At 67.7% G+C, this 25,074-nt stretch carries 31 protein-coding genes and 1 other RNA gene; 19 read left to right on the forward strand and 13 right to left on the reverse strand.

The window, feature by feature from the left end:
- Window positions 1-8: 8 nt before the first annotated feature.
- Both FHR20_RS04180 and FHR20_RS04185 read right to left on the reverse strand, forming a co-directional pair.
- On the reverse strand, window positions 9-590 hold the full coding sequence (locus FHR20_RS04180; RefSeq protein WP_167298347.1) for a TetR/AcrR family transcriptional regulator: 582 nt from the start codon (window positions 588-590) through the stop codon (window positions 9-11).
- A 93-nt stretch (window positions 591-683) separates the two neighbouring features.
- Window positions 684-1,457: a winged helix-turn-helix domain-containing protein gene (locus FHR20_RS04185; protein WP_167298348.1), complete on the reverse strand. Its 774-nt coding sequence runs from the start codon at window positions 1,455-1,457 to the stop codon at window positions 684-686.
- Between the two features lie 140 nt (window positions 1,458-1,597).
- On the opposite strand from FHR20_RS04185, the gene FHR20_RS04190 reads away from it, so the two are divergent.
- Both FHR20_RS04190 and FHR20_RS04195 read left to right on the forward strand, forming a co-directional pair.
- Complete coding sequence (locus FHR20_RS04190) at window positions 1,598-3,094, forward strand: serine hydrolase (protein WP_167298349.1); 1,497 nt, start codon at window positions 1,598-1,600, stop codon at window positions 3,092-3,094.
- A gap of 38 nt (window positions 3,095-3,132) precedes the next feature.
- Window positions 3,133-3,888, forward strand: coding sequence for a hypothetical protein (locus tag FHR20_RS04195; RefSeq protein WP_167298350.1), 756 nt, complete (start codon window positions 3,133-3,135; stop codon window positions 3,886-3,888).
- A 68-nt stretch (window positions 3,889-3,956) separates the two neighbouring features.
- Here the strand turns inward: FHR20_RS04195 and FHR20_RS04200 are convergent, their stop codons facing one another.
- Window positions 3,957-5,036 carry a 1,9-bis(guanidino)-5-aza-nonane synthase gene (locus tag FHR20_RS04200; protein WP_167298351.1) on the reverse strand — a complete coding sequence of 360 codons (1,080 nt, stop codon included), beginning with the start codon at window positions 5,034-5,036 and terminating at the stop codon, window positions 3,957-3,959.
- Window positions 5,037-5,237: 201 nt separating this feature from the next.
- Window positions 5,238-6,479: a type III PLP-dependent enzyme gene (locus FHR20_RS04205; protein ID WP_167298352.1), complete on the reverse strand. Its 1,242-nt coding sequence runs from the start codon at window positions 6,477-6,479 to the stop codon at window positions 5,238-5,240.
- Window positions 6,480-6,630: 151 nt separating this feature from the next.
- On the opposite strand from FHR20_RS04205, the gene FHR20_RS04210 reads away from it, so the two are divergent.
- The 5 genes from FHR20_RS04210 (at window position 6,631) to FHR20_RS04230 (ending at window position 9,223) form a co-directional block, all read left to right on the forward strand.
- The gene (locus FHR20_RS04210; RefSeq protein WP_167298353.1) at window positions 6,631-7,599 is read left to right on the forward strand and encodes a pyridoxal-phosphate dependent enzyme; all 969 of its coding nucleotides are present in this window, start codon (window positions 6,631-6,633) and stop codon (window positions 7,597-7,599) included.
- Between the two features lie 4 nt (window positions 7,600-7,603).
- Complete coding sequence (locus FHR20_RS04215) at window positions 7,604-7,780, forward strand: hypothetical protein (RefSeq protein ID WP_167298354.1); 177 nt, start codon at window positions 7,604-7,606, stop codon at window positions 7,778-7,780.
- Entirely contained in the window at window positions 7,780-7,947 is a 168-nt protein-coding gene (locus tag FHR20_RS04220; RefSeq protein WP_167298355.1) for a hypothetical protein, read from the forward strand. The genes FHR20_RS04215 and FHR20_RS04220 overlap by 1 nt, the downstream gene beginning before the upstream one ends.
- Window positions 7,948-8,132: 185 nt before the next feature.
- Entirely contained in the window at window positions 8,133-8,975 is an 843-nt protein-coding gene (locus FHR20_RS04225; RefSeq protein ID WP_167298356.1) for an alpha/beta hydrolase, read from the forward strand.
- A gap of 38 nt (window positions 8,976-9,013) precedes the next feature.
- On the forward strand, window positions 9,014-9,223 hold the full coding sequence (locus FHR20_RS04230; protein WP_243857115.1) for a DUF2093 domain-containing protein: 210 nt from the start codon (window positions 9,014-9,016) through the stop codon (window positions 9,221-9,223).
- Between the two features lie 91 nt (window positions 9,224-9,314).
- On the opposite strand, the gene FHR20_RS04235 is transcribed toward FHR20_RS04230, so the two are convergent.
- Window positions 9,315-9,971: an alpha/beta hydrolase gene (locus FHR20_RS04235; RefSeq protein WP_086129079.1), complete on the reverse strand. Its 657-nt coding sequence runs from the start codon at window positions 9,969-9,971 to the stop codon at window positions 9,315-9,317.
- Window positions 9,972-10,068: 97 nt separating this feature from the next.
- Between FHR20_RS04235 and FHR20_RS04240 the strand changes: the two genes are divergently transcribed.
- The 5 genes from FHR20_RS04240 (at window position 10,069) to ffs (ending at window position 13,110) form a co-directional block, all read left to right on the forward strand.
- On the forward strand, window positions 10,069-11,145 hold the full coding sequence (locus tag FHR20_RS04240) for a cysteine desulfurase family protein (RefSeq protein ID WP_167298358.1): 1,077 nt from the start codon (window positions 10,069-10,071) through the stop codon (window positions 11,143-11,145).
- Window positions 11,142-12,233, forward strand: coding sequence for a cysteine desulfurase family protein (locus FHR20_RS04245; RefSeq protein ID WP_167298359.1), 1,092 nt, complete (start codon window positions 11,142-11,144; stop codon window positions 12,231-12,233). Before FHR20_RS04240 ends, FHR20_RS04245 begins: the two co-directional genes overlap by 4 nt.
- Window positions 12,230-12,565 (forward strand): 2Fe-2S iron-sulfur cluster-binding protein, encoded by a 336-nt coding sequence (locus tag FHR20_RS04250; RefSeq protein WP_167298360.1) that lies wholly within the window; start codon window positions 12,230-12,232, stop codon window positions 12,563-12,565. The genes FHR20_RS04245 and FHR20_RS04250 overlap by 4 nt, the downstream gene beginning before the upstream one ends.
- A gap of 155 nt (window positions 12,566-12,720) precedes the next feature.
- Entirely contained in the window at window positions 12,721-12,945 is a 225-nt protein-coding gene (locus FHR20_RS04255; RefSeq protein WP_167298361.1) for a hypothetical protein, read from the forward strand.
- Between the two features lie 67 nt (window positions 12,946-13,012).
- Window positions 13,013-13,110: signal recognition particle sRNA small type (gene ffs / locus FHR20_RS04260), an RNA gene on the forward strand.
- A 37-nt stretch (window positions 13,111-13,147) separates the two neighbouring features.
- Here the strand turns inward: ffs and FHR20_RS04265 are convergent.
- The gene (locus FHR20_RS04265) at window positions 13,148-13,561 is read right to left on the reverse strand and encodes an NIPSNAP family protein (protein WP_208413396.1); all 414 of its coding nucleotides are present in this window, start codon (window positions 13,559-13,561) and stop codon (window positions 13,148-13,150) included.
- A gap of 72 nt (window positions 13,562-13,633) precedes the next feature.
- Here FHR20_RS04265 and FHR20_RS04270 point away from each other — a divergent pair, with 72 nt between their 5' ends.
- The 3 genes from FHR20_RS04270 to FHR20_RS04280 are packed head-to-tail and all read left to right on the forward strand — an operon-like array spanning window position 13,634 to window position 15,877.
- Entirely contained in the window at window positions 13,634-15,265 is a 1,632-nt protein-coding gene (locus FHR20_RS04270; protein ID WP_167298362.1) for a DNA polymerase III subunit gamma/tau, read from the forward strand.
- Between the two features lie 9 nt (window positions 15,266-15,274).
- Window positions 15,275-15,598, forward strand: a complete 324-nt coding sequence (locus tag FHR20_RS04275; RefSeq protein WP_086129085.1) for a YbaB/EbfC family nucleoid-associated protein — start codon at window positions 15,275-15,277, stop codon at window positions 15,596-15,598.
- 60 nt (window positions 15,599-15,658) lie between these two features.
- Window positions 15,659-15,877 (forward strand): hypothetical protein, encoded by a 219-nt coding sequence (locus FHR20_RS04280; RefSeq protein WP_167298363.1) that lies wholly within the window; start codon window positions 15,659-15,661, stop codon window positions 15,875-15,877.
- 36 nt (window positions 15,878-15,913) lie between these two features.
- On the opposite strand, the gene FHR20_RS04285 is transcribed toward FHR20_RS04280, so the two are convergent.
- The 4 genes from FHR20_RS04285 to FHR20_RS04300 form a co-directional block, all read right to left on the reverse strand.
- Complete coding sequence (locus FHR20_RS04285) at window positions 15,914-16,312, reverse strand: NUDIX hydrolase (RefSeq protein ID WP_167298364.1); 399 nt, start codon at window positions 16,310-16,312, stop codon at window positions 15,914-15,916.
- A gap of 13 nt (window positions 16,313-16,325) precedes the next feature.
- Entirely contained in the window at window positions 16,326-17,129 is an 804-nt protein-coding gene (gene mtgA / locus FHR20_RS04290) for a monofunctional biosynthetic peptidoglycan transglycosylase (RefSeq protein ID WP_167299366.1), read from the reverse strand.
- A gap of 163 nt (window positions 17,130-17,292) precedes the next feature.
- Window positions 17,293-18,195 (reverse strand): RNA polymerase sigma factor RpoH, encoded by a 903-nt coding sequence (rpoH, locus tag FHR20_RS04295; protein WP_086129404.1) that lies wholly within the window; start codon window positions 18,193-18,195, stop codon window positions 17,293-17,295.
- A 58-nt stretch (window positions 18,196-18,253) separates the two neighbouring features.
- On the reverse strand, window positions 18,254-19,201 hold the full coding sequence (locus FHR20_RS04300) for an RluA family pseudouridine synthase (protein WP_167298365.1): 948 nt from the start codon (window positions 19,199-19,201) through the stop codon (window positions 18,254-18,256).
- A 172-nt stretch (window positions 19,202-19,373) separates the two neighbouring features.
- On the opposite strand from FHR20_RS04300, the gene FHR20_RS04305 reads away from it, so the two are divergent.
- Window positions 19,374-19,766, forward strand: coding sequence for a M67 family metallopeptidase (locus FHR20_RS04305; RefSeq protein ID WP_341786404.1), 393 nt, complete (start codon window positions 19,374-19,376; stop codon window positions 19,764-19,766).
- A 3-nt stretch (window positions 19,767-19,769) separates the two neighbouring features.
- Here the strand turns inward: FHR20_RS04305 and FHR20_RS04310 are convergent, their stop codons facing one another.
- Together FHR20_RS04310 and FHR20_RS04315 are read right to left on the reverse strand one after the other, a co-directional pair.
- Window positions 19,770-20,207: a hypothetical protein gene (locus tag FHR20_RS04310; protein ID WP_167298367.1), complete on the reverse strand. Its 438-nt coding sequence runs from the start codon at window positions 20,205-20,207 to the stop codon at window positions 19,770-19,772.
- 193 nt (window positions 20,208-20,400) lie between these two features.
- The gene (locus FHR20_RS04315; protein WP_167298368.1) at window positions 20,401-22,386 is read right to left on the reverse strand and encodes a sensor histidine kinase; all 1,986 of its coding nucleotides are present in this window, start codon (window positions 22,384-22,386) and stop codon (window positions 20,401-20,403) included.
- Window positions 22,387-22,538: 152 nt separating this feature from the next.
- Here FHR20_RS04315 and FHR20_RS04320 point away from each other — a divergent pair, with 152 nt between their 5' ends.
- The gene (locus tag FHR20_RS04320; RefSeq protein ID WP_144034313.1) at window positions 22,539-22,685 is read left to right on the forward strand and encodes a lmo0937 family membrane protein; all 147 of its coding nucleotides are present in this window, start codon (window positions 22,539-22,541) and stop codon (window positions 22,683-22,685) included.
- A gap of 219 nt (window positions 22,686-22,904) precedes the next feature.
- Window positions 22,905-23,549, forward strand: coding sequence for a histidine phosphotransferase family protein (locus tag FHR20_RS04325; RefSeq protein ID WP_167298369.1), 645 nt, complete (start codon window positions 22,905-22,907; stop codon window positions 23,547-23,549).
- A gap of 88 nt (window positions 23,550-23,637) precedes the next feature.
- Here the strand turns inward: FHR20_RS04325 and FHR20_RS04330 are convergent, their stop codons facing one another.
- On the reverse strand, window positions 23,638-24,510 hold the full coding sequence (locus tag FHR20_RS04330) for an SDR family oxidoreductase (RefSeq protein WP_167298370.1): 873 nt from the start codon (window positions 24,508-24,510) through the stop codon (window positions 23,638-23,640).
- 115 nt (window positions 24,511-24,625) lie between these two features.
- Between FHR20_RS04330 and FHR20_RS04335 the strand changes: the two genes are divergently transcribed.
- Entirely contained in the window at window positions 24,626-25,024 is a 399-nt protein-coding gene (locus tag FHR20_RS04335; protein WP_167298371.1) for a winged helix-turn-helix transcriptional regulator, read from the forward strand.
- Window positions 25,025-25,074 lie beyond the last annotated feature (50 nt).

Genomic DNA, 25,074 nt, shown 5'->3' on the forward strand with positions numbered 1-25,074 from the left:
AAATGCAACTAAACCGGCGCGAGCAGGCTTTCGAGGAGCAGATGCGTGCCGCGGCGCAGCGCCGCCGCGTCCTGTGCCGGCCAGACCGCGTTGCGGCAGAGCACGCCCATCACATGCGCCTGGACCAGCCAGCCCACCGTGGCGGCATCGGCATCTGCCCGTGCCTTGCCGGCGGCGATCAGGCGGTGGGCTGCGGCTTCCACTGCGTGACGGAGCCGCTCGAGATTGGCGGTATTGCGCTCGCGCAGGCCGCTATCGCCCGTGCTGGCGGCGGTGACCTCGATGCCAAACCGGGCATGGGCCGGGGGGAGGGCGGGGGCGATTCGGCGTTCGAACACCGAATCGGCCAGCGTCGCGATGCTGCCATCCTCGATCGGACCCAGTTCGGCGGCGAGCATGTCCGTCACGGCGTGGATCAGCGCGTCGCGGCTCGGGAAATGGCTGTAGAAGGCGCCCTTGCTGATCCCGGCCTGGGTGCAGACATTGTCGACCGAAGTGGCGAGCAGCCCGCGTTCGAACAGGCAATGCGCGGTCGCATCCAATATGTGCATGCGCCGCTTGGCGGCAGTCGCTTCGGTCAGACGGGGCATTCATCTCTCACTGATGCGTCAGCCGGTGCACTGCATCCGGATTGATGCCGCCATGTTGCAGCGAGGCAAGTCGAGGATAGCCGGCGATACCCTTCAGGTGCGTTCGGCAAGCGCCTTTCGGAGCCCGCGCGCCATGTGCTGCGCCAATGCGCGCTGCAGGGGCAGATAGTCGTTGGTGTCGGTCGCCCCGACGAACTGCCCCGACCACAGCAGGCGCCCGCCGCTGCGATCGACGAGATTGATCACGACGACCGTCTGACGCGGTGTCTGCCGCACGCTGATGCGGGCGAGGAGATCGGCGCCCTCGTCGGTGGTGGCGACGCTATAGCCCCGGGGCAGGCCGTTGCCGACCTCGGCGAGGAAGCTCTCGCGCAGGCCCGCATTGAACTTGGGGAAGAGCACATATTCGCACAGGCCCTGGACCCCTTCGATGGCGATACGGTGCTGGGGCCGGAAGACCGTGGCCTGCGCCCAGACGGCACCGCCGACGGCAAGGGCGGCGAACAGGCCGCCCGCGGCCGCGAGGCGACCAAGACGGCGGGACGGCCCGGCCACGGCTGTGGCTTGGATCGCGCCGATGAAGCGATAGCCGGATCTCGGCCGCGTCCGGATGTAGCGCGGCGTGTCGGCCTCGTCGCCGAGCAGGGCCCTGATGCGGCGGATACAGGTGTTGAGCGATGCGTCCCCGCCCGTTCCGGCGCGGGGCCAGAACCGATCGAGCAGTTCCTGCCTGCCCACGGTCCGCCCGCCATTGTCGATCAGATAGCCGAGGACTTCCACCACCTGCGGCGGCGCATCGAGCTGCGCGCCTCCCCGGAAGATCTGCAGCGCGGCAGGATCCAGGCGGAAATCGTCGAAGCGAAGCATCACATCGTCCACTACAAAGAAACGCCCATGCCGGTCCGGTCGCCCGATGTCAGATCAGGTCACGAGATGTCATTCGGCCCTTTCGACCGGGTACGATAGCCGATTCCCGATCGACACGCATCACGCAAGGGAATCGCCAAATGCCGTCAGAGGATGACCTGTTCCTGCCCGGTCGGCGCCATGTCCTGGGCCTCGGCCTGGCGGGGATGGCGGCGTCGGCACTCCCCATGCCGGCGGCGTGCGCGTTCGCCGGCGCGTCGATGGCGAAGCGGCTGGACGATCTGCTCGACGCCACGGCATCGGGCTATGGCACGGTCGGCTATTCCGCGGCGGTGCTGCGGCGCGGCAGGCTCGTCCATGTCCGCCACGCCGGATTGGCGGATCGCGATACCGGCGCGCGGATCACGGCCCGATCCGTCTATCCCATCTTCTCCGTCTCCAAGCTGTTCCTGATCGTCGAGTTGGCGAAGGCCGTCGGGCGCGGAGCGCTCGACCTGTCCACGCCGCTCGCCCGGGTCCGGGACGGGCTGCCGGAAGCGTGGCGCGGGATCACGCTGGCGCAGGCGCTTGCCCATGTGTCGGGGTTGCCGGACTATATCCCGGATTTCGTCGCGCCGACCGAGGACCAGGCGCTCGCCGCCATCCGCGACAAGCCGCTGCGCTTCGCGACCGGCACCCGCAACGACTATAACCAGACCAACATGTTGTTCGCCCGCATGGCGCTGGAGCAGGCCAGCGGCGCCGCGCTCACCGCGCTGGCGGCCCGCCAGTTCCGGGCGGCCGGGATGCGCCGCACCGGCTATCATACCGGCTATCCGGACGGCGCGGTGCGATTGCCGGGGCTGGTATCGAGCTATCGGCCGATCCTCGGGCGCGGCGGGCTGCCGGCTCCATTCGCGCTGCCGTCCATGCCGAACTATGCGTTCGGTTCGACGGGGGTCTTCACGACGATGGCCGACATGGTGCGGTGGAGCCAGGCGCTGCTGCGCGGCGACCTGTTGCCGCTCGGAGCGCTGCGTGCGTCCTGGCCGCCCTTTCCGATGCCTGGCGGTGCGGCCGCCTGGCACAGCCATGGCTGGGAATATTACCGGCACGGCGACGTCACCATCGTCGGCCATGGCGGCGACGTCCGCCTGGTCTGGCGGCATTTCTTCCGGACGGCGGATCCGGGCGATTGTGCGACCGTGATCTATTTCGACAATGGCGGGCGCTCGACCTTCGACCGGCACCGGCTGGCGACCCTGCTCGCCGACCTGGTGATGCCGGGGGCCGCACGCGCGACCGAACTATGGGAGGAGGAGCTGTTTCGCGGCCTCGCTTCCGGACGCTGGCGCCAGGCGATCGACCTCCTGGACGCGGCCGCACCGCCGGATGCCGTGGAGGCGATCGTGAACCGCGTCGGCTATGACGCCATGCAGATCCTCGACGTGGAAGCCGCGCTGTTCCCGTTCGCGTGGAACGTGCAGCGGTTTCCCGGTTCGTCGAACGCGCATGACAGCCTTGGCGAAGCCTGTCGCGCGCTGGGGCGCATCGAAGCCGCGCGCGCAAGCTATGCGCGTGCGCTGGCGCTCGATCCGGGCAATGCGCGGATCGCGGCGATCCTCAGGGATCTTGCCTCGCCGCCGGCCGCCAACTGATGCGATGCCATCCATTTTCTTCTTCGAGGAGCATGACGATGCGTTTCTGCCCGGGTCTCGCGATGTGCGCGGCCGCTTTCCTGGCCCAGCCGGCAATGGCCGATCCGACCGATGTGGACGTCCGCGTGATCGCGCGCGGTGCCAAGTTCCTCGGCGGCTATGCCGCGCCCGTCCGAATCGTCCTGACCGATGCCGATACCGGCGAGACGCTCGCACGGGGCACGACTTCGGGCACGACGGGCGACACCCAGCGGATCATGGGCGGGGAACGGGGCGCCAGGAAGTCCGACGCGGATTCCGCCGTGTTCCGGGCCCGGCTGGACATCGACCGCCCGCGCCGGGTGACGGTGCAGGCGACAGGCCCCCTCGGCCAGCCCCAGGCGGTGACGACTGCGACCAGCACGCAATGGATCCTGCCCGGGCATCACCTGACCGCCGGGGACGGCTGGCTGATCGAACTGCCCGGGCTGATCGTGGATATCGCCGATCCCGTCGCCTATCAGTGGACGAAGAAGGGCGAGAGGGTGGGGCTGCGCGTGGGGGTCACCATGTTGTGCGGCTGCGCGCTCTCGCAAAATGGCCCCTGGCAAGCGAGCGATGCCGAGGTCGAAGCCCATGTGACGGTCAACGGCACGGCCTCTCGCCCGGTGAGACTGCAATTCGACGTGGTATCGGGCACGTTCGCCGCGAGCCTCCCGGCCACGGCTTCCGGCCTCTACGAAGTCGAGGTCCGCGCATGGATGGGGCCGACCAACAATGCGGGCGTCGCGCGCACCGCCTTCTTCGTGCGCTGACCGGCAAAGGAAAAGGGCGGCCGGGAATGTCCCCGGCCGCCCCGTTTCCTTCGTCCTGAGGCAGGCGATCAGGCGAACAGCTTCGCCCAGCCGCGCTTGACGCGCTCGCGCCAATGGCCGCGATGATAGGCGTCCGACGCCAGCAGCGGCATGACCGAGCCCGCTTCGGCGAACACCATCTGCTCGATGCCGGTGTTGACCTTGCCCCACGACGCCGCCTCCTGGAGGGTCGAGGACGAGCAGGCGCCGTCGCGCACGTCGGCGACGGTGATCTGCACGGCGTATTTGTGCACTTCCACATCCTCATGGCCGAGGATCTCGGCGCAGACGACGGTGTCCTGGATGAAGTTCTTCGGCACGCCGCCGCCGATCATCAGCAGGCCGGTGGTGCCCGCCTGGATCTTGATCTCGGTGAGCTCGCGGAAATCGGCGATGGCATCGAGCACCATGTACGGACGGCCTTCCTTGGCGGCGTCCACCTGGTGCTTGACCAGGCCGAAGCCGGCCGACGAGTCGACGAACGCCGGGCAGAAGATCGGCACGTCATGCTCATAGGCGAGCTTGACCAGGCTGTTGTCCTTCTTGCCGTGCTCGACGAGATACTTGCCCATCTCGCGGATGAAGGCGCGCGACGAATAGGGCTTGGGATCGAGCGATTCCGCGATCTTGTTGATCGTGTGGTCGCAGTCCTGGAGCTGCTCCTCGTCGATGTAGGTGTCGTAGATGCGGTCGATATAGAGCGAGCGCAGCGTGTCGTCGTCGGGGATCTCGAGCGCCTGATAGTGCTTGTGGCCCAGGCCCTCGAAGAAATCCATGTCGACGATGGTGGCGCCGGTGGCGACGATCACGTCGACCATGTTGTTGCGCACCAGCTCGGCATAGAGGTCCATGCAGCCGCCGGCCGAAGTCGAGCCGGCGATCACCAGGACGACGGTGCAGTCCTTGTCGGCCAGCATGTCGTTGTAGATCTTGGTGGCGCGGCCGAGGTCGCGGCTGGTGAAGCTCATATCGGCCATCGCGTCGACGATCGGGCGCGCGTCGAACGACTTGATGTCGATGTGCTTGACCTGCTTCGACAGCAGTTCCGCCTTGCGGGTGTCGTTGATCGGGGCGTTGGCCGCCGCGGTCTTGGTGAGGGTGTCGGTCATGGGGTCTCCCATATCTTGCCATGCCGCCGTCATTCAAAGGGGACGCGGTAACCCAGATGCGGGGCCGATAGCCCCGAAACAACAATCCGTCATCCCCGCGCAGGCGGGGATCCATTTTCGCCGAATGCAGTGAGCCTCACTGTTACCAGCCAGAATGGATCCCCGCCTTCGCGGGGATGACGAACTTAAAGACCTGTGACGTTACAGCTTTACGACGTTCCACGCCGGGCGGCGTTCCGAAAGCTCGACATACATCGAGGCCATCGGCTCGTCCGTCACGGTGACGGTCGCGTCGGTGCCGAAGCCGTTGAACGCGGTGCGCATCGCCGAGCCATAGGCACCCAGCATGCCGATCTCGAAATAATCGCCCGAACGGGTGTCGGCCGGCAGAAGGAACGGGCCCTTCATGTAGTCGAGATCGTCGCAGGTCGGGCCGTAGAAGCTGAACTCGACGTCCTTGGCGTTCGATTCCGGCTCGCGCAGCAGCTCGACCGGGAACTTCCAGCCGATGTGCGCGGCATCGAACAGCGTGCCATAGGCGCCGTCGTTGATGTACAGCTCCGCGCCGCGGCGGCGCTCCACGCGCACCACGATCGAACTGTACTCGGCGCACAGCGCACGGCCCGGCTCGGCCCAGAGCTCGGCCGAATAGGAGATCGGCAGGCTCTCGAACGCGCGGTGGATCGTCTCGAAATAGGCTTCGAGCGGCGGCGGAGTCATGCCCGGATAGACCGAGGGGAAGCCGCCGCCGACGTCGATCACGTCCACGGTGACGGCCGACTCGACGATCGCCGCGCGCACGCGTTCCATCGCGTTCGAATAGGCATCCGGCGACATCGCCTGCGAACCGACATGGAAGCAGATGCCCAGCGCATCGGCGACCTGGCGGGTCTCGAACAGCAGCTTGGCGGCTTCGCCCGGGCCGGCGCCGAACTTCGACGCGAGGCTGAGCTTCGAATGCTCCGACGAGACGCGCAGGCGCACGCAGAGCGTCAGGTCGCTCGCGGCCACGCCGTCGCGGCTGGTGGCGCGGACGATCTTCTCCAGCTCCTCGAGGCTGTCGAGCGAGAAGGTGCGGACGCCGTGCGTGAAATACGCCTCTTCGATCGCTTCCTCGGCCTTGACCGGGTGCATGAAGCAGAGCGTCGCTTCCGGCAGCGTGCGCGCGACCAGGCGAACCTCGCCGATCGACGCCACGTCATAGGTGGCGATGCCGTTGTCCCACAGGATCCGCAGCAGTTCGGGCGAGGGATTCGCCTTCACGGCATACATTGCCCTGCCCGGGAACTTCTCGACGAAGAACCGGGCGGCCCGTGCCGCGGCGTGCGGACGGACGAGCGTGACCGGCTGAACCGGACCCTGCTTGGCGATGTCGAGGCCGGTCACGGTGGAGCCGGCGGTCGAGAGGGGCGCTAACCCCAGCGCGCGATGATGCTTGTGCAACTCAAGGGACCTCCAAGTGCCTTACGGCGATCGTTGACAAAAGCTGCCTTGCGGTTGGAAGTCCCATGGGGCAGCGGAAGGCGGCACATAAGGACGTTGGATCGGGGTGTAAAGTGATTCGAGGCCCGGAATATTACGGCGGGGGTGAATTGTGACAATTGTGCGACAACCTACACGCGCGGGCGTTCGCGACGCTGCCTCGAAGGTCGCCGAGATCCTTCCGCAAACTCCTCTGTTCGTTCAGGAAATCCGTGGAGTGCCGGTGTGCTTCAAGGCCGAGTGCCTGCAACCGATCGGCGCGTTCAAGATCCGCGGCGCCTGGCATCGACTCACTGCGCTGGACGATCCGGCGCGCGAGAAGGGCGTGGTCGCCTTTTCCTCGGGCAATCATGCGCAGGGAGTCGCCTGGGCGGCGAAGAAGCTTGGCATCCCGGCGGTGATCGTGATGCCCGCCGACGCGCCCAGGGTGAAGCGCGACGCAACGCTGGCGATGGGCGCGGAGATCGTCTCCTATGACCGGATGACCGAGAGCCGCGAGAAGATCGCCGCGCACCTTGCCCATGCCCGCGGCGCGACGCTGGTGCCGAGCTTCGACGATCCCTGGATCATCGAGGGGCAGGGGAGCGCCGGGATCGAGGCGATGACGCAGATCGTCGAGGCCCGGTTGCCCGATTTCGCGAACGTGCTGGTGCCCTGTGGCGGCGGCGGGCTGGCGGCGGGCCTGGCGCTGGCGCTGCCCGATGCCGAGATCGTCACCGTCGAGCCCGAGGGCTGGGACGATATGCGCCGCAGCCTCGATGCCGGGTGGATCGAGCCGGTGGGAGACAATCCGCCGCCCACGGCATGCGACGCGCTGCAGACCACGCGCGTCTCGCCGCTGACTTTCGACGTGCTGTCGCGGCGGGGGGCGACCGGGCTGGCGGTGAGCGAGGCGGAAGTGCGCGCGGCCCAGCGCTGGGCCGCGGCCAGGCTGCGGGTGGTGGTGGAACCGGGCGGGGCAGTGGCGCTGGCGGCGTTGCTTGCGGGCAAGCTGGACGTGAAGCCGGGCTTGCTCGTGATCCTTTCCGGGGGCAATGCCGATCCCGATGCCTATGCCCAAGTCCTTGCCGGGAAAGACTGACCCGGTGGCCAGCCGCCTCGGCGCCGTGATTGCCAACGTCATGAGCGTCGGTGCGCGCGCGCTCGGCTATTTCCTCTGGGGAGTGCTGCGCATCGCCTATCGCGGCGATCCCCGGATGATCGCGCTGTTCGGCGGCGTGATCGGGATGACCGGGCTGCTCGTCTGGCTGATCGCCGGCTGATGCCCGATCCCGGCCTGGAGCCGCTCTGGCTCAGCATCGCGGTGATCGCCATGGGCGCGCTCGTCTGGGGCGGGTGGGAACAGTTCCGGGCGGACCGGACCAAGGCGATCCTGATGTGGGTCTGCGCCGTCGTGATCCTCGGCAATCTGCTGATCCTGCAGATCTGAAACGCGCCGGGGTCGCATCGACATCAGCATTGCGAGGTGTCGCCAATATTCCTCTCCCTCCGGGGGAGGCTTTCCGAATGCCGAGCGGGCCCATGCCCGGCTGACACATCTGGTTACACAAGATCGTTGGACGCGCCCGTGTGCCGCGCGCATATCCTTCGCCTGCCCGGCTGATGAGGTGCGTGATGCGCAAATCCCTGATCCTGCTGCCGTTCCTGCTCGCCGCCATGCCCGCGTCCGCGCAATCCGCGCCGGCGCGCGAGATCGCCTATGGCACGGCGCAGCTGCAGAAGCTGGATTTCTACAAGGGCGCAGGGGATGCCGCGCCGCTGGTGGTGTTCGTCCATGGCGGCGGCTGGCAGCGGGGCGACAAGGGCAATGCGACCGGCGCGGCGAAGATCGCCCATTTCACCGGGCGCGGTTTCGCCTTTGCCAGCGTCGACTATCGGCTCGTGCCGGGCGCGACAGTGGAGGAACAGGCGCAGGACGTCGCCGATTCGCTGGCCTATCTGGCGCGGCATGCGCGCGCGCTGGGCGTGGATCCGGGCAAGATCGTGGTGATGGGGCACAGCGCGGGCGCGCATCTGGCGGCGCTGGTCGCGACCGATCCCGTCTATCTCCGCAAGGCGGGCTGGGGCCTGGACCGGCTTGCCGGCGTCGTGCTGCTCGACGGCGCGGCCTATGACGTGCCCGCGCAGATGGCCGATGGCCCGCGGATCATGGGCGGCACCTATGATGCCGCGTTCGGCCGCGATCCCGCCCGTCAGCGCGCGCTCTCGCCCACCTTGCAGGCCGCCGCGCCCAATGCCCGCGACTTCCTGATCCTGCACGTGGAGCGTGTGGACGGCACGCGCCAGTCCGAAGCGCTGGGGCGCGCGCTCGCGGCGGCGGGCGCACGGGTGACGGTGCAGGGCTTTGCCGGCCGGGGACTGCGCGGCCATATGGAAATCAACCGGGCGCTGGGCGATCCCGTCTATCCGGCGACGGCGGTGGTGGATCGCTGGATCGACGGCGTGCTGGCGCGCTGAGCATTGGCGTAGGAGGCGCGAGCCCCTAGATGGGCCGCATGTCGCTTCTCGCCGAACTCCATTACGACGCGTCCGATTTCGACGTGATCCGTCCGGGCACCCATGTCGTCTGCGCCGTCAGCGGCGCGCCGATCCCGCTCGACCAGCTCAAATATTGGAGCGCCGAGTTCCAGGAAGCCTATCGCAGCGCGGCCGAGGCAACCGCCGCGATCCTGGCGGGCGGAGCGAAGAATCTGAAGAAGGATTGAGGGGCGGCGGAGCCAGGTCCGCCAGTCCGCCCCCGGCCGTCAGCCCCGTCCTTGCAGGGGTGACGGCGTCCGGCGGGCGTCTGCCAGCCCCTCAGCGGATCGGCGAGTTGGGGTCGAGCCGCATGTCGAGATAGCGGTCCACGCTCTTCATCAGGTCGTCCATCTCGTGCTCGAAGAAGTGGTTCGCGCTCGGAATGGTGTCGTGATGGATGGTGATGTGCTTCTGGGTGCGCAGCTTGTCGACCAGCTTCTGCACCGCGCCCGGCGTGACCACCTCGTCATTCTCGCCCTGGATGATGATGCCCGAGGACGGGCAGGGGGCAAGGAAGGTGAAGTCGAACATGTTCGCCGGCGGCGCGATCGAGATGAAGCCGCGGATTTCCGGACGGCGCATCAGCAGCTGCATGCCGATCCAGGCGCCGAAGCCGAAGCCGGCGACCCAGGTGCTGCTCGCTTCCGGGTGGAAGCTCTGTACCCAGTCGAGCGCGCTCGCCGCGTCGGACAGTTCGCCGATGCCGTTGTCGAACGTCCCCTGGCTCTTGCCGACGCCGCGGAAATTGAAGCGCAGCGTCGCGAAGCCACGGCGCTGGAAGGTCTTGTAGACTTCCTGGACGATGCGGTTGTTCATCGTGCCGCCCGCATTGGGATGCGGGTGGAGGATCATGGCGACCGGTGCGCGCGGCTTGGGAGCGGGAGCGAAACGGCCTTCGAGGCGCCCCTCGGGGCCGGGAAAGATGACTTCGGGCAAGGCAGACCTGCTTTGAATTGGAGGCGCGCTGTGGAGCGCGGTGCGTTGGGCGCTATATAGGCAGCGCGCCCCTTTGCGCAATTACAACGAGATTCGCTTGGCCGACCGCATCTATCTGGACCATGCCGCGACCACTCCCATGCTGCCGCAGGCGCTGGCGGCGGTGGAGGCGGGGATGCGCCACTGGGCGAATCCCAGCTCACCCCATGCCGAGGGGCGCGCGGCCCGCGCCGCGCTGGAGAAGGCGCGCAGCGACGTCGCCGCCGCCTATGGTTGGGCGCACGAGCTGGTCTTCACCAGCGGTGCCAGCGAATCGCTGCAGATCGCGCTTGGCCGCTCGATGGCGCCGCGCCGGCTGATCAGCGCGGTCGAGCATGATTCGGTGTTGCGCCATTCGGAGGGTGCGCAGGTGCTGCCCGTCGACGGCGACGGGGTCCTGGATCTCGACGCGTTGCGCGGCGCGCTGGCGGCGGGGCCGCGCGCGCTGGTGGGAGTGCAATGGGCGAACAGCGAGACCGGTGTGCGCCAGCCGATCGCCGAGATCGCGGCTATCGTGCACGCGGCGGGCGCCATCCTGCTGGTCGATGCGGCACAGATGCCCGCGCGCGCCGACGATGCGGTGCTGCGCCATGCCGATCTCGTGGCGGTCTCCGCACACAAGCGTGGTGGACCGCCGGGGATCGGTGCGCTGCTGGTGCGCGATTTCGGCGTGCTGCTGCCGATGGGCGGGCAGGAAAAGGGCTATCGCGCGGGCACCGAGAATCTTCCCGGTGCACTGGGCTATTCGATTGCCGTCCAGATGCCCGAGGATCTGGCGCGAATGGCGGCGCTGCGGGCCCGGCTGGAGGCGGCGATCGTCGCGGCGGGCGGCGACCCAGTGGGCGCGAACCGTCCGCGCAGTCCGCTGATCGGAGCCTATCGGATGCCGGGCGTCTCCTCCGCCGCCCAGCTGATCCGCTTCGACCTGGCCGGCATATCGGTCTCGGCGGGCAGCGCCTGTTCCTCGGGCAGCATGCGGCCGAGCCATGTCCTCGCCGCGATGGGCTGGGAGGAGCCGGCATTGCGCGAAGTGGTGCGGGTGAGTTTCGGGCGCAATACCACCGAAGCGGAGGTGGATGCCTTCACGACGCTCTGGCGTCAGATCGCGATCGAGGCCAGAACCAGAGCCGCATGACCTATCTCGACTATCAGGCGACCACACCGCTCGCGCCCGAGGCGCTGGCCGCGATGCTGCCCTTGCTGGAAGGCAATTTCGCCAATCCGCATTCCGCCCATGCCCAGGGCCGCGCGGCAAGGGCGGCGGTGGAAGTGGCGCGCGACGATGTCGCCGGATTGTTGCCTCCGGGCGGGACGGTAAGCTTCACCAGCGGCGCGACCGAGGCGCTCAACTGGGCGATCAAGGGCACGAGCGGCGGGATCGTGACGATCGCGACCGAACATGCCGCCGTGCTCGACACGGCCGCGGCGGAGCGCCGCAGGGGCAGGGACGTCGTCGTGCTGCCGGTCGGCACCGAAGGGCTGGTCGACCTCGCCGCCGCGCGTGCGGCGATCGGTCCGGGCGTCGGCCTGGTCGCGGCGATGCTGGTCAACAACGAGATCGGCGTGATCCAGCCGATCGCGGAACTGGCGCATCTCGCCCATGCCGCCGGCGCGCTGTTCCTTTGCGACGCGGTGCAGGGCTATGGCCGGGTGCGCATCCCCGATGGCTGCGACCTGATCGCCGTCTCGGCGCACAAGATCCACGGGCCCAAGGGCGTGGGCGCCCTGTGGATCCGCGACGGGGTGACGCTGGAGCCGCTGATGCATGGTGGCGGGCAGGAGCCGGCGGGCCGTTCGGGCACGCTGTCGCCCGCATTGTGCGCGGGGTTCGGTGCGGCGGCAAGGCTCGCCAAGCAGCGCCTCGGTGCCGATCATGCCCATGCCGAGCAGCTCTTTCGCGCGGCGCTTGCCCGTATCCCCGGCGATTGGGTGCTGAACGGCGCACAGGGAGACCGCTATCCCGGCAATCTCAACCTGCGCCATGACGGGCTCGACGTCGCCCGGCTGATGTCGGACCTGCGCGACATCGCCTTTTCCGCCGGATCGGCCTGCGCGAGCGGATCGGGGCGGCCGAGCCATGTGCTCGAGGCGATCGGCCTCTCCGCTGCCGAGGCGCGCGCAAGCATCCGCATCGGCTTCGGGCGCTATACCACCGAGGACGCGTTGCTCCATGCGATCGACCGGATCGCCGCCGCCGCCCGGCGGCAGAGCCGCGCGGCATGATCCGCGTCACCTTCATCAGCGCCGACGGGCGCGACCGGCACGAAGTGACGGCGGAGACGGGGCTGCGCCTGCTCGAAGTGGCGCAGAATGACGGCCAGCCGCTGGAGGGCACTTGCGAGGGGCAGATGGCCTGCTCGACCTGCCACGTGATCGTCGATCCCGAATATTTCGCCCGGCTGCCCCGCGCTGCGGAGGAAGAGGAGGACATGCTCGACCTGGCGGTGGGCGCGGTGCGCACCAGCCGGCTCGCCTGCCAGATCCTGCTAACGCCGGACCTGGACGGGCTGGTGGTGCACATGCCGGCCGGTCATCGCGACATGCAGGGGCGCTGAGGCGTATCGCGGGGGATTCCGGATGACCCTGGGCTGAGCGATCCGTTCAGCCTGTCGAAATCGGTTCAATTTCAGGATCGAGCATGGAACCGAAACGATCGTTCCGGTTTCCGACATCGGGGGGCTCTTTCCCCCGCAAGCAGGAGAGAGAAGATATGAAATTGCTTCCGATCCTCGCGGCCGCCGCTGCCGCGACCCTCGCCATCCCGGCCGCCAATGCCGCCGCTGCCCCGGCGGCCCCGGCGATCGCCGGCAAGGCGGACATCCAGCACCACCGTCCGCACCATCGCAAGCGGCCCCAGTGGCGCACGGTGTGCAAGACCAAGTGGCATCACGGCCATCGCCAGCGCGTGTGCCGCAAGGTGCGCGTCCACCGCTAAGGGTTTCGGGCGGGAGCGTGCCTGCGTTCCCGCCCTTGCCTAACCGCCTGACTTTGCCCATATGCGCCGCGGGAGTCGGGCGGACGCAGTCGTCGCCAACCTGGTCAGATCCGGAAGGAAGCAGCCACAACGATTTCGCTGCGGGTCGTTCCGGCTCCCACCGCATCCTCGCATCGCCCTCTTGCCCGCGACCGCCGCGTAATCACCTGAACGGCGGCGAATAGTCGGTCAGGCGCATGGTCCGGTCCTCTATCTCGCCCATGATCGGCGCGTCGGGGCTCAGCGTCGCCTTCTTGATCGCGATCCATTCCGAATCGGCCATGAACGCCGCCCAGCAGGCCTTTTGCGTCGCCTCGTCGGGCCAGCGCAGCAGATAGACGAATTCCGGCTTCCCGTCGCGCCGGGCTTCCCAGGTTGCGACGATGTCGAAGCCGTGGCGCTTCATGATTCGCATCGCGTGGTCGCGGAAGCGGGAATGGAAGACGGGCCTGCTGGCTTCGTGGAGCGCATAGACGCGAAGCTGGTAGAGCGGCCCGTCTTCGGCGCGCGCCCGGGTCGGGGCCGTCGCCAGCGTCGCCGCCATCGCCAGTCCGAGCGCCATTCTGGTCATCGTCATCGCATTCCTCCCATGCCGGGCTTAGTCCATCGGCTTGGACGCGGCGACGGGAACACGCTAGGAACGCAGACGATGTCCGATTCCCTGCTTGGCCTCGACGAACCCCCGCAGCCGCGCGACCCGAATGCGTCCGGGGCCTATCGCGTGCTGGCGCGCAAATACCGGCCGCAGACCTTTTCCGAACTGATCGGCCAGGACGCGATGGTCACCACGCTGGGCAACGCGATCAAGCGCGACCGGCTGGCGCACGCCTTCCTGCTCACCGGCGTGCGCGGCGTCGGCAAGACCTCTACCGCGCGGCTGATTGCCAAGGCGCTCAACTGCATCGGCCCGGACGGGCAGGGCGGACCGACGATCGATCCCTGCGGCGTCTGCGAGCCGTGCCGGGCGATCGCCGAGGGCCGTCATATCGACGTGATCGAGATGGACGCCGCCAGCCATACCGGCGTCGACGACGTACGCGAGATCATCGAGGCGTCGCGCTATTCCGCCGTCTCGGCGCGCTACAAGATCTACATCATCGACGAAGTCCATATGCTCTCCAAGAGCGCGTTCAACGCGCTGCTCAAGACGCTGGAGGAGCCGCCGGCGCATGTGAAGTTCCTGTTCGCCACCACCGAGGTGAACAAGGTGCCGGTGACGGTGCTCTCGCGCTGCCAGCGTTTCGACCTGCGCCGCATCCCGGCCGAGCTGCTCGCCGAGCATTTTGCCAGAGTGACCCAGGCCGAGGGCTTCGAGGCGGAGCCCGAGGCGCTGGCGCTGATCGCCCGCGCCGCCGAGGGATCGGCGCGCGACGGGCTGTCGATCCTCGACCAGGCGATCGCGCATGCGGGCCTGGAGGGCGAAGGCGTGAAGGCCGAGGCGGTGCGGCAGATGCTGGGCCTGTCCGACCGTGGCGCGATCCGCACCCTGTTCGGGCTGCTGCTGGAGGGGGACGCGCCCGGCGCGCTGGCCTCGCTCCGGGGGCAGTACGACCTTGGCGTCGATCCGCAGGCGGTGCTGCGCACGCTGCTCGAGACGGTGCACGCAGTGACGCTCGCCAAGCTCGGCACCGATGCCAATTCGGGCCAGTCGGCCGAGGAGCTGAAATCGCTCGAGCGCTGGGCGGCGGGACTGAGCTTCCCGGCGCTCCACCGGCTGTGGCAGCTGGTGCTGCGCGGGCATGACGAAGTGGCGCGGGCGGTGCTGCCGATCGAAGCGGCGGAGATGGCGCTGCTGCGCGTCATCCATGCCTCGCAACTGCCCGATCCGGGCGAGCTCGCGCGCCAGATCGCCAGCGGCAGCGTCACCATCTCGGGTGGCGGCGCTCCCGCGGCGGCGGGGCCGAACGGTGCGGCGATGCCCACCAGCCTGGGCCAGCTGGCCGACTATCTCGAGGAGAAGCGCCGCTTCCAGCTCGCCACCCAGGTGCGCGACTATCTTCGCCCGGTGCGTTTCGCGGGTACCGAGGTGGAGTTCGCGGCGGCGCGGCCGCTGCCGTTCGATTTCATCAAGGAACTGGGGGCGGCGCTCAAGGAGTTGACCGGCACCAACTGGAAGCTCCTGTGCGTCGACGTGCCGGCCCAGGCGATGACGCTGCGCGAGGAACAGGCGGCGAGCGAGCAGGCCGAGCGCGATGCAGTGCTTGCCTCGCCGATGGTCGCCGCCGCGATGGAAGCCTTTCCCGATGCCGAGCTGATCGGCTGGAGCAAGACCGGAAGTTAGGAAGTATTTATGAAGAGTCTCGAAGACATCATGGCCATGGCGCAGAACGTCCAGGCCGAACTTACCAAGGCGCAGGCCGATCTCGACAAGATCGAGGTGGAAGGCGCGTCGGGCGGCGGGCTGGTCAAGGTCCAGGCTTCCGCCAAGGGCCGGATCATCGGCATCCAGATCGACGATTCACTGCTGAACCCGGCGGAGAAGGGCATGCTCGAGGATCTGCTCGCGGCAGCCTTCAACGACGCCCGCGCCAAGGCCGACGCCGCCTCGCAGGAGGCGATGTCGAAAATGACGAGCGGCTTGCCGCTGCCGCCGGGCTTCAAGCTGCCCTTCTGATTTCCGGAACCATTCCAACACCTTCTCGGTTGCCGATGGGCAAGATCGAGGAGGAGTGCAATGGTCGAACGCGGAACCGGGCGTCGCGGCGGCGGCGGCAGCCTGCTGATCGGGCTGGCGCTGTTGGTCGCGGTGGTGATCGGCGCCATCTATCTGTTCAACCAGGATGGCCGCGAGGATGCGAAGGCCGACGCGACCGGCAAGGCGGCCGACAAGATAGGCGACGCAGCCAGGGATGTCGGCGACGCGGCGAAGAGCGCGGCGAACAGGATCCAGTGACTGCATTCCTCCCCGAGGCGGGCTCGGGGAGGAATTCTATCGGTCAAGCAGTTTCAAGGCGATCGGCAATACGTGCTCGCGCGTCATCGGTGCGAGCGGGAGTTTGCCGGCACAGGCGATAGCCACCCAGATCGCTTCCTCGATCTCTGCGGCTATCGCGGGATCATGGGGCGCGGTGAGGTGGAAGAGCTCTGCCTCCACCCTATGGCCCGGCTCGTTGGCGGCGGAGGCGTGGAAGCGGCCGAGCCAGGGAGCATCCGTGATTGCAAGGCCGATCTCCTCGGCCAGTTCGCGGCGCAGCGCCTCGATCGGCGCTTCGCCGGGTTCGATCTTGCCGCCCGCCTGCATATAGGCCGCGGTCCCCCTTTTCCGGACCAGCAGCATATGGCCCGCACCGTCGTCGATCAGCGCGGCGGCGATGCGGATCGGCGGCATCGCCCCATCCGCATCAACGGACACAATCGTCCAGCCCATCACCACGCACGGTGCCGATGCGGGCAGTTATTGCGTTTCCGTAACGACGCGTGAAGCCGCGCGGATCGATGCCGGCGCGCTTCTTGGGCAGCGGCAGCACCGCGGCGATCTGGGCGGCTTCGCGAGGAGACAGGCGCGAGGCGTCGTGCTTGAAATAGCGCATCGCGCCGGCGTTGACGCCATAGGTGCCGATCCCCGTCTCCGCGACGTTGAGATAGACTTCCATGATCCGCCGCTTGCCCCAGATATTCTCGATCAGGACCGTGAAATAGGCTTCCAGCGCCTTGCGGACATAGCCGCCGCCCTGGAACAGGAAGACGTTCTTCGCGGTCTGCTGGCTGATCGTCGAGCCGCCGCGGATGCGGCCGCCCTGCTGGTTGCGGGCATAGGCCTGTTCGATCGCAGTGAGATCGAAGCCGTGATGGGTGCAGAAGCGCGCATCCTCGGCAGCGATCGCGGCGCGTGTCATGTTGGGATCGATCCGGTCGATCGACATCCAGCGCTTGGTGGCGCCATGGCCTCCGACAATGTCGCCGATCTGCGTCCAGGTGATCGGCGGCGGCACGAACCTGTAGATCGCCACCATGCCGATCGAGACGGCCAGGAAGGCAAGGATTGCCTTCAGGATCCAGAACGCGATGCGGCGGAGCAGGGGCTTGCGGGGCTTGGATGCACGCTCTTCCTTCCCCGGCCTTCGCCGGGCAGGAGCTTGTGGAGGCGCTTCGCTGCGGGACGCGAAAGGATCGGGCTCCTCGCCCAGCGGGCGGAGGTCCGCCATCGGCGGCGCGCCCAGCCCGGGCTGCTGCGCCGTGGTCGCGCGCGGAGTCCAGTCGCGCGGACGCGGCGCGGATGCGGAAGGCGCCGGCGGGATGTCCGCCGGCGCCTCGGGCTGGCGCGGAGGCTCCGCGCCGGTATCGCGATCCTGATCCCCCATGGCCTCGTCAGGCGGTCAGCAGGCGCTTCTCGCCGGCGATGCGCATCATCGCCTTTTGCAGCTTCTCGAACGCGCGCACCTCGATCTGGCGGACGCGCTCGCGGCTGACGTCATAGACCTGCGAGAGTTCCTCGAGGGTCTTGGGATCGTCCGTCAGGCGGCGCTCGGTGAGGATGTGCCGCTCGCGCTCGTTGAGGTCCTCCATCGCCGACACGAGCATCTCGTGGCGGACGGTGGCTTCCTGGGCCTCGGCGACGCGCTCGTCCTGCAGCTGGTCCTCGTCGGCCAGCCAATCCTGCCACTGACCCTCGCCATCCTCGCGCATCGGCACGTTGAGCGACGTGTCGCCGCCCATCGCCATGCGACGGTTCATCGAGGTGACTTCCTCCTCGGTGACGCCCAGATCGGTGGCGATCTTGGCGACATGCTCGGGGGAAAGGTCGCCGTCCTCGAACGCGTCGAGCTTGGCCTTCATCCGGCGCAGGTTGAAGAACAGCTTCTTCTGCGCCGCGGTGGTGCCCATCTTCACGAGCGACCAAGAGCGCAGGATGAATTCCTGGATCGAGGCGCGGATCCACCACATGGCATAGGTCGCCAGGCGGAAGCCCCGATCGGGCTCGAACTTCTTCACGCCCTGCATCAGGCCGATATTGCCTTCCGAGATCAGCTCGGAGACGGGCAGGCCATAGCCGCGATAGCCCATGGCGATCTTCGCCACGAGGCGCAGGTGCGAGGTGACCAGCTGGGCCGCGGCATCCGTGTCGCCATGCTCCTGGAAGCGCTTGGCGAGCATGAACTCCTGCTCGGGGCTCAGGATCGGAAACTTCTTGATCTCGGCCAGGTAGCGGTTGAGGCTGGCCTCACCACCGAGCGCGGGGATCGTCGCCGGGACGTTGCTTCCGCTTGCCATGATCATATCTCCCTTTCACTTAAAGGGCGCGCCCGGCCGAAGCCTGCGCCGCCTGAAATCATACGATGAGGTTATCGAACAGTTCCTGCATATCGGCAGGGATTTCGCTTTCGAACGCCAAAGCGGTGCTATCGATGGGGTGAATGAACCCCAGATGGGCCGCGTGCAAGGCCTGGCGCCGGAAATTCAAGGTTTCCAGAAGTTGACGGTGCCCCTTGCGGACACTGCCATAGACCGGATCGCCGACCAGCGGATGGCCCAGAGAAGCCATATGGACCCGCACCTGATGGGTGCGGCCCGTTTCCAGCCGGCATTCGACCAGCGTCGCGTCCTGGAGTTCGCGAAGCCTGCGCCAATGCGTGACGGCGCGCTTCCCGTTCTTCACGATCGCGACCTTCTTGCGATTGTGCGGCGAACGCGCGAGCGGCGCATCCACCGTACCTTCGGATAGTCTCAAAAGTCCTGACACGATCGCACGATAGCGCCTGTCAATTGAATGGGACTTGAACTGCTTCGCCAATCCCTCGTGCGCCCGGTCGGTCTTGGCCGCCACCATCAGGCCCGAAGTGTCCTTGTCGATCCGGTGGACGATCCCCGGCCGCGCCACGCCGCCGATGCCGGAGAGCGAGCCCCGGCAATGGTGGAGCAGCGCGTTGACCAGCGTCCCGTCGAGATTGCCCGCCGCCGGGTGGACGACCAGCCCGGCCTGCTTGTCGATCACGATCAGATGCTCGTCCTCGAACACCACCTTGAGCGGAATCTCCTGCGCTTCGTTGTGCGCCGGCTCGGGTTCGGGCACCGCGACGCTGAACAGCGTGCCGGCCGGTGCCTTCTTCGCCGGATCGCGCACCAGCCCCTGCGGACCGGTGACCGCGCCCGAGGAAATCAGCGCCTTCAGCCGTTCACGCGACAGGGTCGGCACCGCGTCGGCGAGCGCACGATCCAGACGCCAGCCATCGGCTGTGTCCGCGATACGTGCCTCGATGATGGAAACCCCCGGATTCATGTTTGACCTTAAATGGGGACGAGGTTGGCGATTTCAAGATCTGTACCGATCGGTATCCGACAGATTTCCGCGGGTTTCGACGCCCTGTCAAGATGTTGGAATCCCTGGGGTGGGGACTTGCCGCCGCGGATGACGCGCGCCGGGCCATGTCCTATCGTGAACGGCGATGCCCGTGCGAATTCCCCTGGCCGTTCTCGATGCGATCCGACGGGAAGCCGTCCTTGCCGCCCCGCTTGAGGCGTGCGGGCTGCTGTTCGGTTCGGACAGCGCAATCAGCAGCTATCAAGCTGTTGAAAATGTGGACGAAGCGCCGGATAGGCATTTCGAGATCGATCCTGCCGCGCTGTTCGCAGCGCTTCGAGCCGAGCGCGGGGGCGGGCCGAAGCTCCAGGGCTATTGGCATTCGCATCCAGGCGGCGACGCGACTCCTTCGGTCACGGATGCGGCGATGGCTGCCCCCGACGGCAAGCTCTGGCTGATCGTCGGGGGAGCCACCGTCACCGCCTGGCGCGCCGTGGAGCGGGGGGAACTCCACGGGCGCTTCGATCCGGTGGCGATCGCCTGACGCTCAGTTGCCGGGTGCCGGCGCGGCGGGTGCCGCGGGCGCGGGCTGTCCGGCCGGCGGGGGCGGGCCGAAGCGGCGATGCGGGCCGCCCGGGCCTTCGCGGCCGGGACCGAAGCCGGGGCCGCGATGCGGTCCGCCATGCTGCCAGCCGTGGCGGTGGCGGCGGTGCATCCGCTCCTCGAAGCGGCCGAAGCGCAGCTCCTGGCGCGAGATCTTGCCGTCCTTGTTGACGTCGAACCGCTCGAAGCGTGCGGCGGCGGCCTTCATCCATGCGTCGCGCGTGATCATGCCGTCCTTGTCGAAGGGGCTGTGATGGGGGCGGCGGGCCATCTGGGCCTTGGGTGCCGTTTGGTCCTGCTGCGCCGGGGCGGCCAGCGCGGCGCCTCCGCCGAAAGTGATCGCGCCGGCAGCGAGCAGCGCGGCGAGCTTCAGTTTGATCATGCGATTTCTCCGCTCCAGTGACGTCTGGACGAGACCGGGGATAGGACGGGCCTGTCGCGAAGGTTTCTCGGCCGGGGGGCGAAATTGTCGCAATTTGTCGGCTGCTGGGGTCAGGGCGCATTCCGCGAACCCCGTCATCCCCGCCTGCGCGGGGATGACGACAGAAAATCACATATTTGTTTGGGTTCTCAACCTAGCGGGCGTTCGCGCCATCCTCGTCGAGCGTCGGCAGGGTGAAGACGAAGATGGCGCCCCCCTCGGGGGCGTTCCCGGCGGAGAACACGCCGCCGTGCAGCTCGATGATGCGCTTCGATATCGACAGGCCGATGCCCATGCCGGCGCTGGTCCGGCTGGCCGAGAAGCGCTGGAAGAGATGCGCAAGCGTTTCCGGCGGAAGGCCGGGGCCGTTGTCGCGGCAGCGCAGCTCGATCATGGGGCCGTCGGCACGTCGGGCGGTGACCCAGATGCGCGGGTCCCGCTGCCCGCTCGCGCGCAGCGCCTCCACGGCATTGCGCATCAGGTTGACCAGCACCTGCTGGACCTGGACGCGATCGACAAAGGCACACAGATCGACCGGCGCGACATCGCAGTCGATCTGGGCGGCGAGGCGGCTCGATCCGACCAGCACGAGCCGCGCCGCGTCCTCGATCATCGGGCGGAGCGGCTCGACGCTTCGCTCGGTATCGTTGCGCTCAGTGAAGCTGCGCAGGCGGCGGATGATCTCGCCGGCTTGCATCACCTGCGCGCGGGCATGGTCCACCATCTCGGTGCCCGGCCCCTCGGCGCCGGTGCTCCGCGCGAGCATGGCGGCGGCCGAGAGATAGTTGGCGGCGGCGGTGAGCGGCTGGTTGAGCTCGTGCGCAAGGTCGGCCGCGGCTTCGCCCATTGCGCTCTGCCGCGCGAGATGGGCCAGCTCGGCATTGAGCTGGGCGATCTGGTCCTCGACGCCGAACTGCGCCGACATGTCGCGAACGAAGATGGTCAGGCATGCCATGTCTTGCGCCTGGACCCGGCCGGCGCGCGCCTCGAGCGGGAAGAGCGAGCCGTCGCTGCGCTGCCCGACGGCGCTGAGCGGCTCGGCGTTCCATGGGCTCAGCTCGCGTTCGCGCAGGTCGGCCAGCTCCTGGCGCGTGCGTTCGGCATGCGACGGCGGAGCGAGAAGGATGACCGGCTCGCCGACGACCTGCTCGGCGCGATAGCCCCAGAGGCGCTCGGCGGCGGCGCTGAAATCGAGGATCGTGCCTTCCTCGTCGACCAGGATCACGGCGTCGGGCACCATCGTCAGCACCGCGCTGAGCTTCGCCTCGCGGATCGCCAGCGCCCGGCTCTGCGTATCTGCATGGCCGATCGCGCGCATCAGCACGCCCGCCAGGATCACGACATTGGCCGCGAGCACGGCGAACTGGGCCGCGCCGAAGCCGAGCAGGTCCGCCTGATATGCCGCGAAGCCGAGCAGCGAGGGGATGGCGGGCAGAATGATGATCGCGGGCGCCAGCCGTATCAGTAGATGCCATCCCCGCTCGTTCGGTTCGTGGCGCATGGCATGGAGGATGAGCCCGGCGGCCGGGAGCAGGGCGAGCGCGCTCGAGATCGCCGAGCGCCCGAGAAAGGCCGGCGAGATGCCGCCCGGCTCGCTGACGAGCGCGGCCGTTGCCAGCAGGGTGAGCGCCGCCGTTCCGCTGGCCAGGATGATGCCGATGACGCGATAGGCGCGGCGATCCACGGTCAGGGCGAGCGCGGCGAGCCCGCCCAGCGCCTGCACCGCCACCGTGCCGCCCGGGCTGAGGCCGTCGTTGCGCACGCCGAGGCGTTGCACCGCGTCGAAGAAGAAGAGGCGCTCGATGGCGATCGCGCCGGTGAGGTACTGGAAGGTGATGAGGCTGAGCAGGATCGCTGCCGGGGCGGCGGCCAGCCGGGCCAGCCGGGGGTGGCCGCTCACTGCCAGGAACGCCGCCAGGGTCACGCTGCAGCCGTTGATCGCGCTGAGCGGCGCCACTGCGTAATGGGGATTGCCGAAGCCGCGCAGCACCGGCAGGTCGAGCAGCCAGCCGAGCAGCGGCAGCGAGAGGACGATGCAGCCGATCCCGGTCATCCATTGCGGCAGGGCGGCCGCGCCGAAGCCGATCCGATCGCGGCCCGGTATCGCGGCGTCCTGCCTGTCTGCGGCCCTGCTCGTCATGGCTCGTTCCGGGTACCGGGCCAGTGCCTGCCCGGCGGCATTGTAGCAGCAAGCGCGGCATGGTGCGTAATCCGGAAAAACCGCAGGGAGGCCGGGGAACGTTTCGGCGGCGCAACCCGTTGATGGACGAACGCTAAATGGAGAGCATGAAGATGCTTTGGACCATCGTTGTCGTCCTGCTGATCCTCTGGCTGCTGGGCTTCACCTTCCACATCGCCGGCGGGATCATCCACCTCCTGCTGGTGATCGCCATCGTGGTCGGCCTGATCCAGCTCTTCACCGGGCGGAAAGTGGTCTAGGGGCCTCCGGGCGCTTCATCGCCCGCCGGCACCGTACAGGCGCTGCCATGCGCGGCGCGATCGGTGCGTGCCTTGCCGATGCGCGGATTCGCGCAGGCGATTGGTCTCTCCCGTGTTTTCCGGGGATGGTAGCGTTGCCCGGATGGCGCGTACAGGCATGCGCTTGCAGCATGGCGCGCCCTGCGCCAAAGAGGCTGCACCTGCGGGGGAGCAAGCATCTTGAACATCAGCCCGACCGATTTCGCCAGCCTGCTCTGTTCGCGGCTCTGCCACGATCTGCTGAGCCCGGTGGGGGCGCTCAACAACGGGCTGGAACTGCTCGCCGACGAGCATGACCCCGAGATGCGCGCCCGCTGCCTGGAGCTGCTCAACGAGAGCGCCAAGGCGAGCGCCAACAAGCTGAAGTTCTTCCGCCTGGCCTTTGGTGCGGCGGGCGGCTTCGGCGAGACGGTCGACACGCGCGAGGCGCAGGGGGCGATCGAGGGGCTGTTCGGCGAGAACCACCGCGTGAATGTGGGCTGGATGGTCGAGGATCCGGTGCTGCCCAAGCAGGCGATCAAGGTGCTGATGAACCTGGCGCTGATCGGTGGCGACGCGCTGATCCGCGGCGGCCAGCTCGATATCGGCGCCGAGATCGTCGACGGCCAGATCGAGATCGTCGTGCGCGCCGACGGCCCGCGCATCGTGCTCGATCCCGAGCTGCGCGGCGCGCTGGCCGGCGGCAAGGACGACATGCCGATCACGCCGCGCGCGGCGGCGGCGTATCTGATCCACGCGCTGGTCACCCAGGGCGGCGGCATGCTCCAGGTGAGCCCGCCCGATGCCGAGGTGCTGCTGTTCGGGGCGTCGTTCCGGGTGGGATAGCGATGCCGTGCCTGTAGCTCCGAGTTCAGGCGATGGCGACAAGACAAGGGCCCTCCGCCAAATCCTTCGCATCTGGGTTTCAGGCCGCTCACGGCGAGGTCTGAAGGGGAGCGCGCATGGTCAACAGCACATCGCGCAGGGATTTCGCCGGCCGGCCCGCGAGGCGCTCGACGTCGCCCGTCACGATGTCGAAGCTGCCCGCTACATAACTCCTTTCGATATCGACCATCGCGTCGATATATTCCGGCGGCATGCCTGACCGTATCATCCCGGCGCGCAGTTGCGGTTCGTCCAACTTGATGAAACGCATCGGCTTGCCCATGGTCTCGGAAAGAAGCGCGGCGCGCTCGGGGCCGGAGAGCGTTTCCGGGCCCGTGGCATTGTAGATCGCACCAGCATCCGAGTCGCTGTCGCCGAGCAGGATACCGGCGGCCGCGGCGCCAAGGTCGTCGCGGGAAACATACCCGATCCTGCCATCGCCCAATCCCGCAAGCGTGCCTGACGGGAGAAGCATGGGTGCCATCTGTGCGAGTGTTTCGGCATAATAATTCATGCGCAGGACGGTCCATCGCGGCGCGGTTCTGAACAGATGCTGCTCGCCGACGAAATAGGGCGCATACATCGACTGTTTGGGCCAGTCGCGGGTGGCGCACGACGAAATCAGCACGCTATGGCGTATGTTTGCCCGAGTTGCCGCGTCGATCGCGGCGATGAAGTGGCGATCGCGGACGCCCGGCCGGGTATCGTGGCTGGGAATGATGACGAGGCGGTCCAGGCCGGCATAGGCGCTGACAAGTGAGTCTGGACGGTCGTAATCCCCGTACCGCGCTTCAATCGATACCGCGCCGATTTCCGGCGTTCGGGAGATCGCGACAATCTCATGAGCCGCCCCCCGCGCCTTCAGATCCTCGACGATGGCCTTGCCGAGCTGGCCGCTGGCGCCACTGACTCCGATTTTCATAGACTGTCACTCCCACGAACAAATTGTTCGTGACGATATGATCGGACGTGCTTAGTGGCACAAGAATGCACAAATTTGTGCGTGCCAACGATCTTTGACGAGGGATGGATTGAGGATGCGCAGAAGGACCCTTCATCTGGACGCGTCCAAGGTTGGTGCGGAGTGGCAGAACGGCGATGATTGCCGCGAGATTCTGCAGTTGCTCGACCGGATCGGCGACAAATGGACGGTCATGGTCGTTGGCGCGCTCACGCCAGGGCCGATGCGGTTCAACATGCTGATGCGGGAGATCGACGGAGTGTCGCATCGCATGCTGACGCTCACTCTGCGGGGGCTGGCCCAGGATGGTTTGGTCAAGCGGACGGCATATCCCACCATCCCGCCCAAGGTGGAATATGAACTTACCGAACTTGGTCGGTCGCTGATCGAGCCGTTGAGTGCGCTCGCGGCGTGGGTGACCCGAAATCGCCCGGCGATCGAAAAGGCCCGTGCTTCGTTTCCAGATGCCGCTTGAACCGGGCCGTCCATATCTCCGGTTGCGAGACACTGTCATGCGACGGAGTG

It is taken from the genome of Sphingomonas leidyi, assembly GCF_011761945.1.
Lineage (GTDB): Bacteria > Pseudomonadota > Alphaproteobacteria > Sphingomonadales > Sphingomonadaceae > Sphingomonas > Sphingomonas leidyi.

Bases quoted from the DNA above. Each gene is read 5' to 3' on its own strand.
- FHR20_RS04255 (WP_167298361.1), top strand. From the start codon at position 12,721: ATGAAATTGCTTCCGATCCTCGCGGCCGCCGCTGCCGCGACCCTCGCC.
- FHR20_RS04265 (WP_208413396.1), bottom strand. From the start codon at position 13,561: ATGACGATGACCAGAATGGCGCTCGGACTGGCGATGGCGGCGACGCTG.
- FHR20_RS04195 (WP_167298350.1), top strand. From the start codon at position 3,133: ATGCGTTTCTGCCCGGGTCTCGCGATGTGCGCGGCCGCTTTCCTGGCC.
- FHR20_RS04245 (WP_167298359.1), top strand. From the start codon at position 11,142: ATGACCTATCTCGACTATCAGGCGACCACACCGCTCGCGCCCGAGGCG.
- FHR20_RS04220 (WP_167298355.1), top strand. From the start codon at position 7,780: ATGCCCGATCCCGGCCTGGAGCCGCTCTGGCTCAGCATCGCGGTGATC.
- FHR20_RS04315 (WP_167298368.1), bottom strand. From the start codon at position 22,386: ATGACGAGCAGGGCCGCAGACAGGCAGGACGCCGCGATACCGGGCCGC.
- FHR20_RS04270 (WP_167298362.1), top strand. From the start codon at position 13,634: ATGTCCGATTCCCTGCTTGGCCTCGACGAACCCCCGCAGCCGCGCGAC.
- FHR20_RS04180 (WP_167298347.1), bottom strand. From the start codon at position 590: ATGCCCCGTCTGACCGAAGCGACTGCCGCCAAGCGGCGCATGCACATA.
- FHR20_RS04330 (WP_167298370.1), bottom strand. From the start codon at position 24,510: ATGAAAATCGGAGTCAGTGGCGCCAGCGGCCAGCTCGGCAAGGCCATC.
- FHR20_RS04250 (WP_167298360.1), top strand. From the start codon at position 12,230: ATGATCCGCGTCACCTTCATCAGCGCCGACGGGCGCGACCGGCACGAA.
- FHR20_RS04200 (WP_167298351.1), bottom strand. From the start codon at position 5,036: ATGACCGACACCCTCACCAAGACCGCGGCGGCCAACGCCCCGATCAAC.
- rpoH (WP_086129404.1), bottom strand. From the start codon at position 18,195: ATGGCAAGCGGAAGCAACGTCCCGGCGACGATCCCCGCGCTCGGTGGT.
- FHR20_RS04280 (WP_167298363.1), top strand. From the start codon at position 15,659: ATGGTCGAACGCGGAACCGGGCGTCGCGGCGGCGGCGGCAGCCTGCTG.
- mtgA (WP_167299366.1), bottom strand. From the start codon at position 17,129: ATGGCGGACCTCCGCCCGCTGGGCGAGGAGCCCGATCCTTTCGCGTCC.
- FHR20_RS04285 (WP_167298364.1), bottom strand. From the start codon at position 16,312: ATGCCGCCGATCCGCATCGCCGCCGCGCTGATCGACGACGGTGCGGGC.
- FHR20_RS04310 (WP_167298367.1), bottom strand. From the start codon at position 20,207: ATGATCAAACTGAAGCTCGCCGCGCTGCTCGCTGCCGGCGCGATCACT.
- FHR20_RS04275 (WP_086129085.1), top strand. From the start codon at position 15,275: ATGAAGAGTCTCGAAGACATCATGGCCATGGCGCAGAACGTCCAGGCC.
- FHR20_RS04230 (WP_243857115.1), top strand. From the start codon at position 9,014: ATGTCGCTTCTCGCCGAACTCCATTACGACGCGTCCGATTTCGACGTG.
- FHR20_RS04185 (WP_167298348.1), bottom strand. From the start codon at position 1,457: ATGCTTCGCTTCGACGATTTCCGCCTGGATCCTGCCGCGCTGCAGATC.
- FHR20_RS04190 (WP_167298349.1), top strand. From the start codon at position 1,598: ATGCCGTCAGAGGATGACCTGTTCCTGCCCGGTCGGCGCCATGTCCTG.
- FHR20_RS04300 (WP_167298365.1), bottom strand. From the start codon at position 19,201: ATGAATCCGGGGGTTTCCATCATCGAGGCACGTATCGCGGACACAGCC.
- FHR20_RS04225 (WP_167298356.1), top strand. From the start codon at position 8,133: ATGCGCAAATCCCTGATCCTGCTGCCGTTCCTGCTCGCCGCCATGCCC.
- FHR20_RS04320 (WP_144034313.1), top strand. From the start codon at position 22,539: ATGCTTTGGACCATCGTTGTCGTCCTGCTGATCCTCTGGCTGCTGGGC.
- FHR20_RS04335 (WP_167298371.1), top strand. From the start codon at position 24,626: ATGCGCAGAAGGACCCTTCATCTGGACGCGTCCAAGGTTGGTGCGGAG.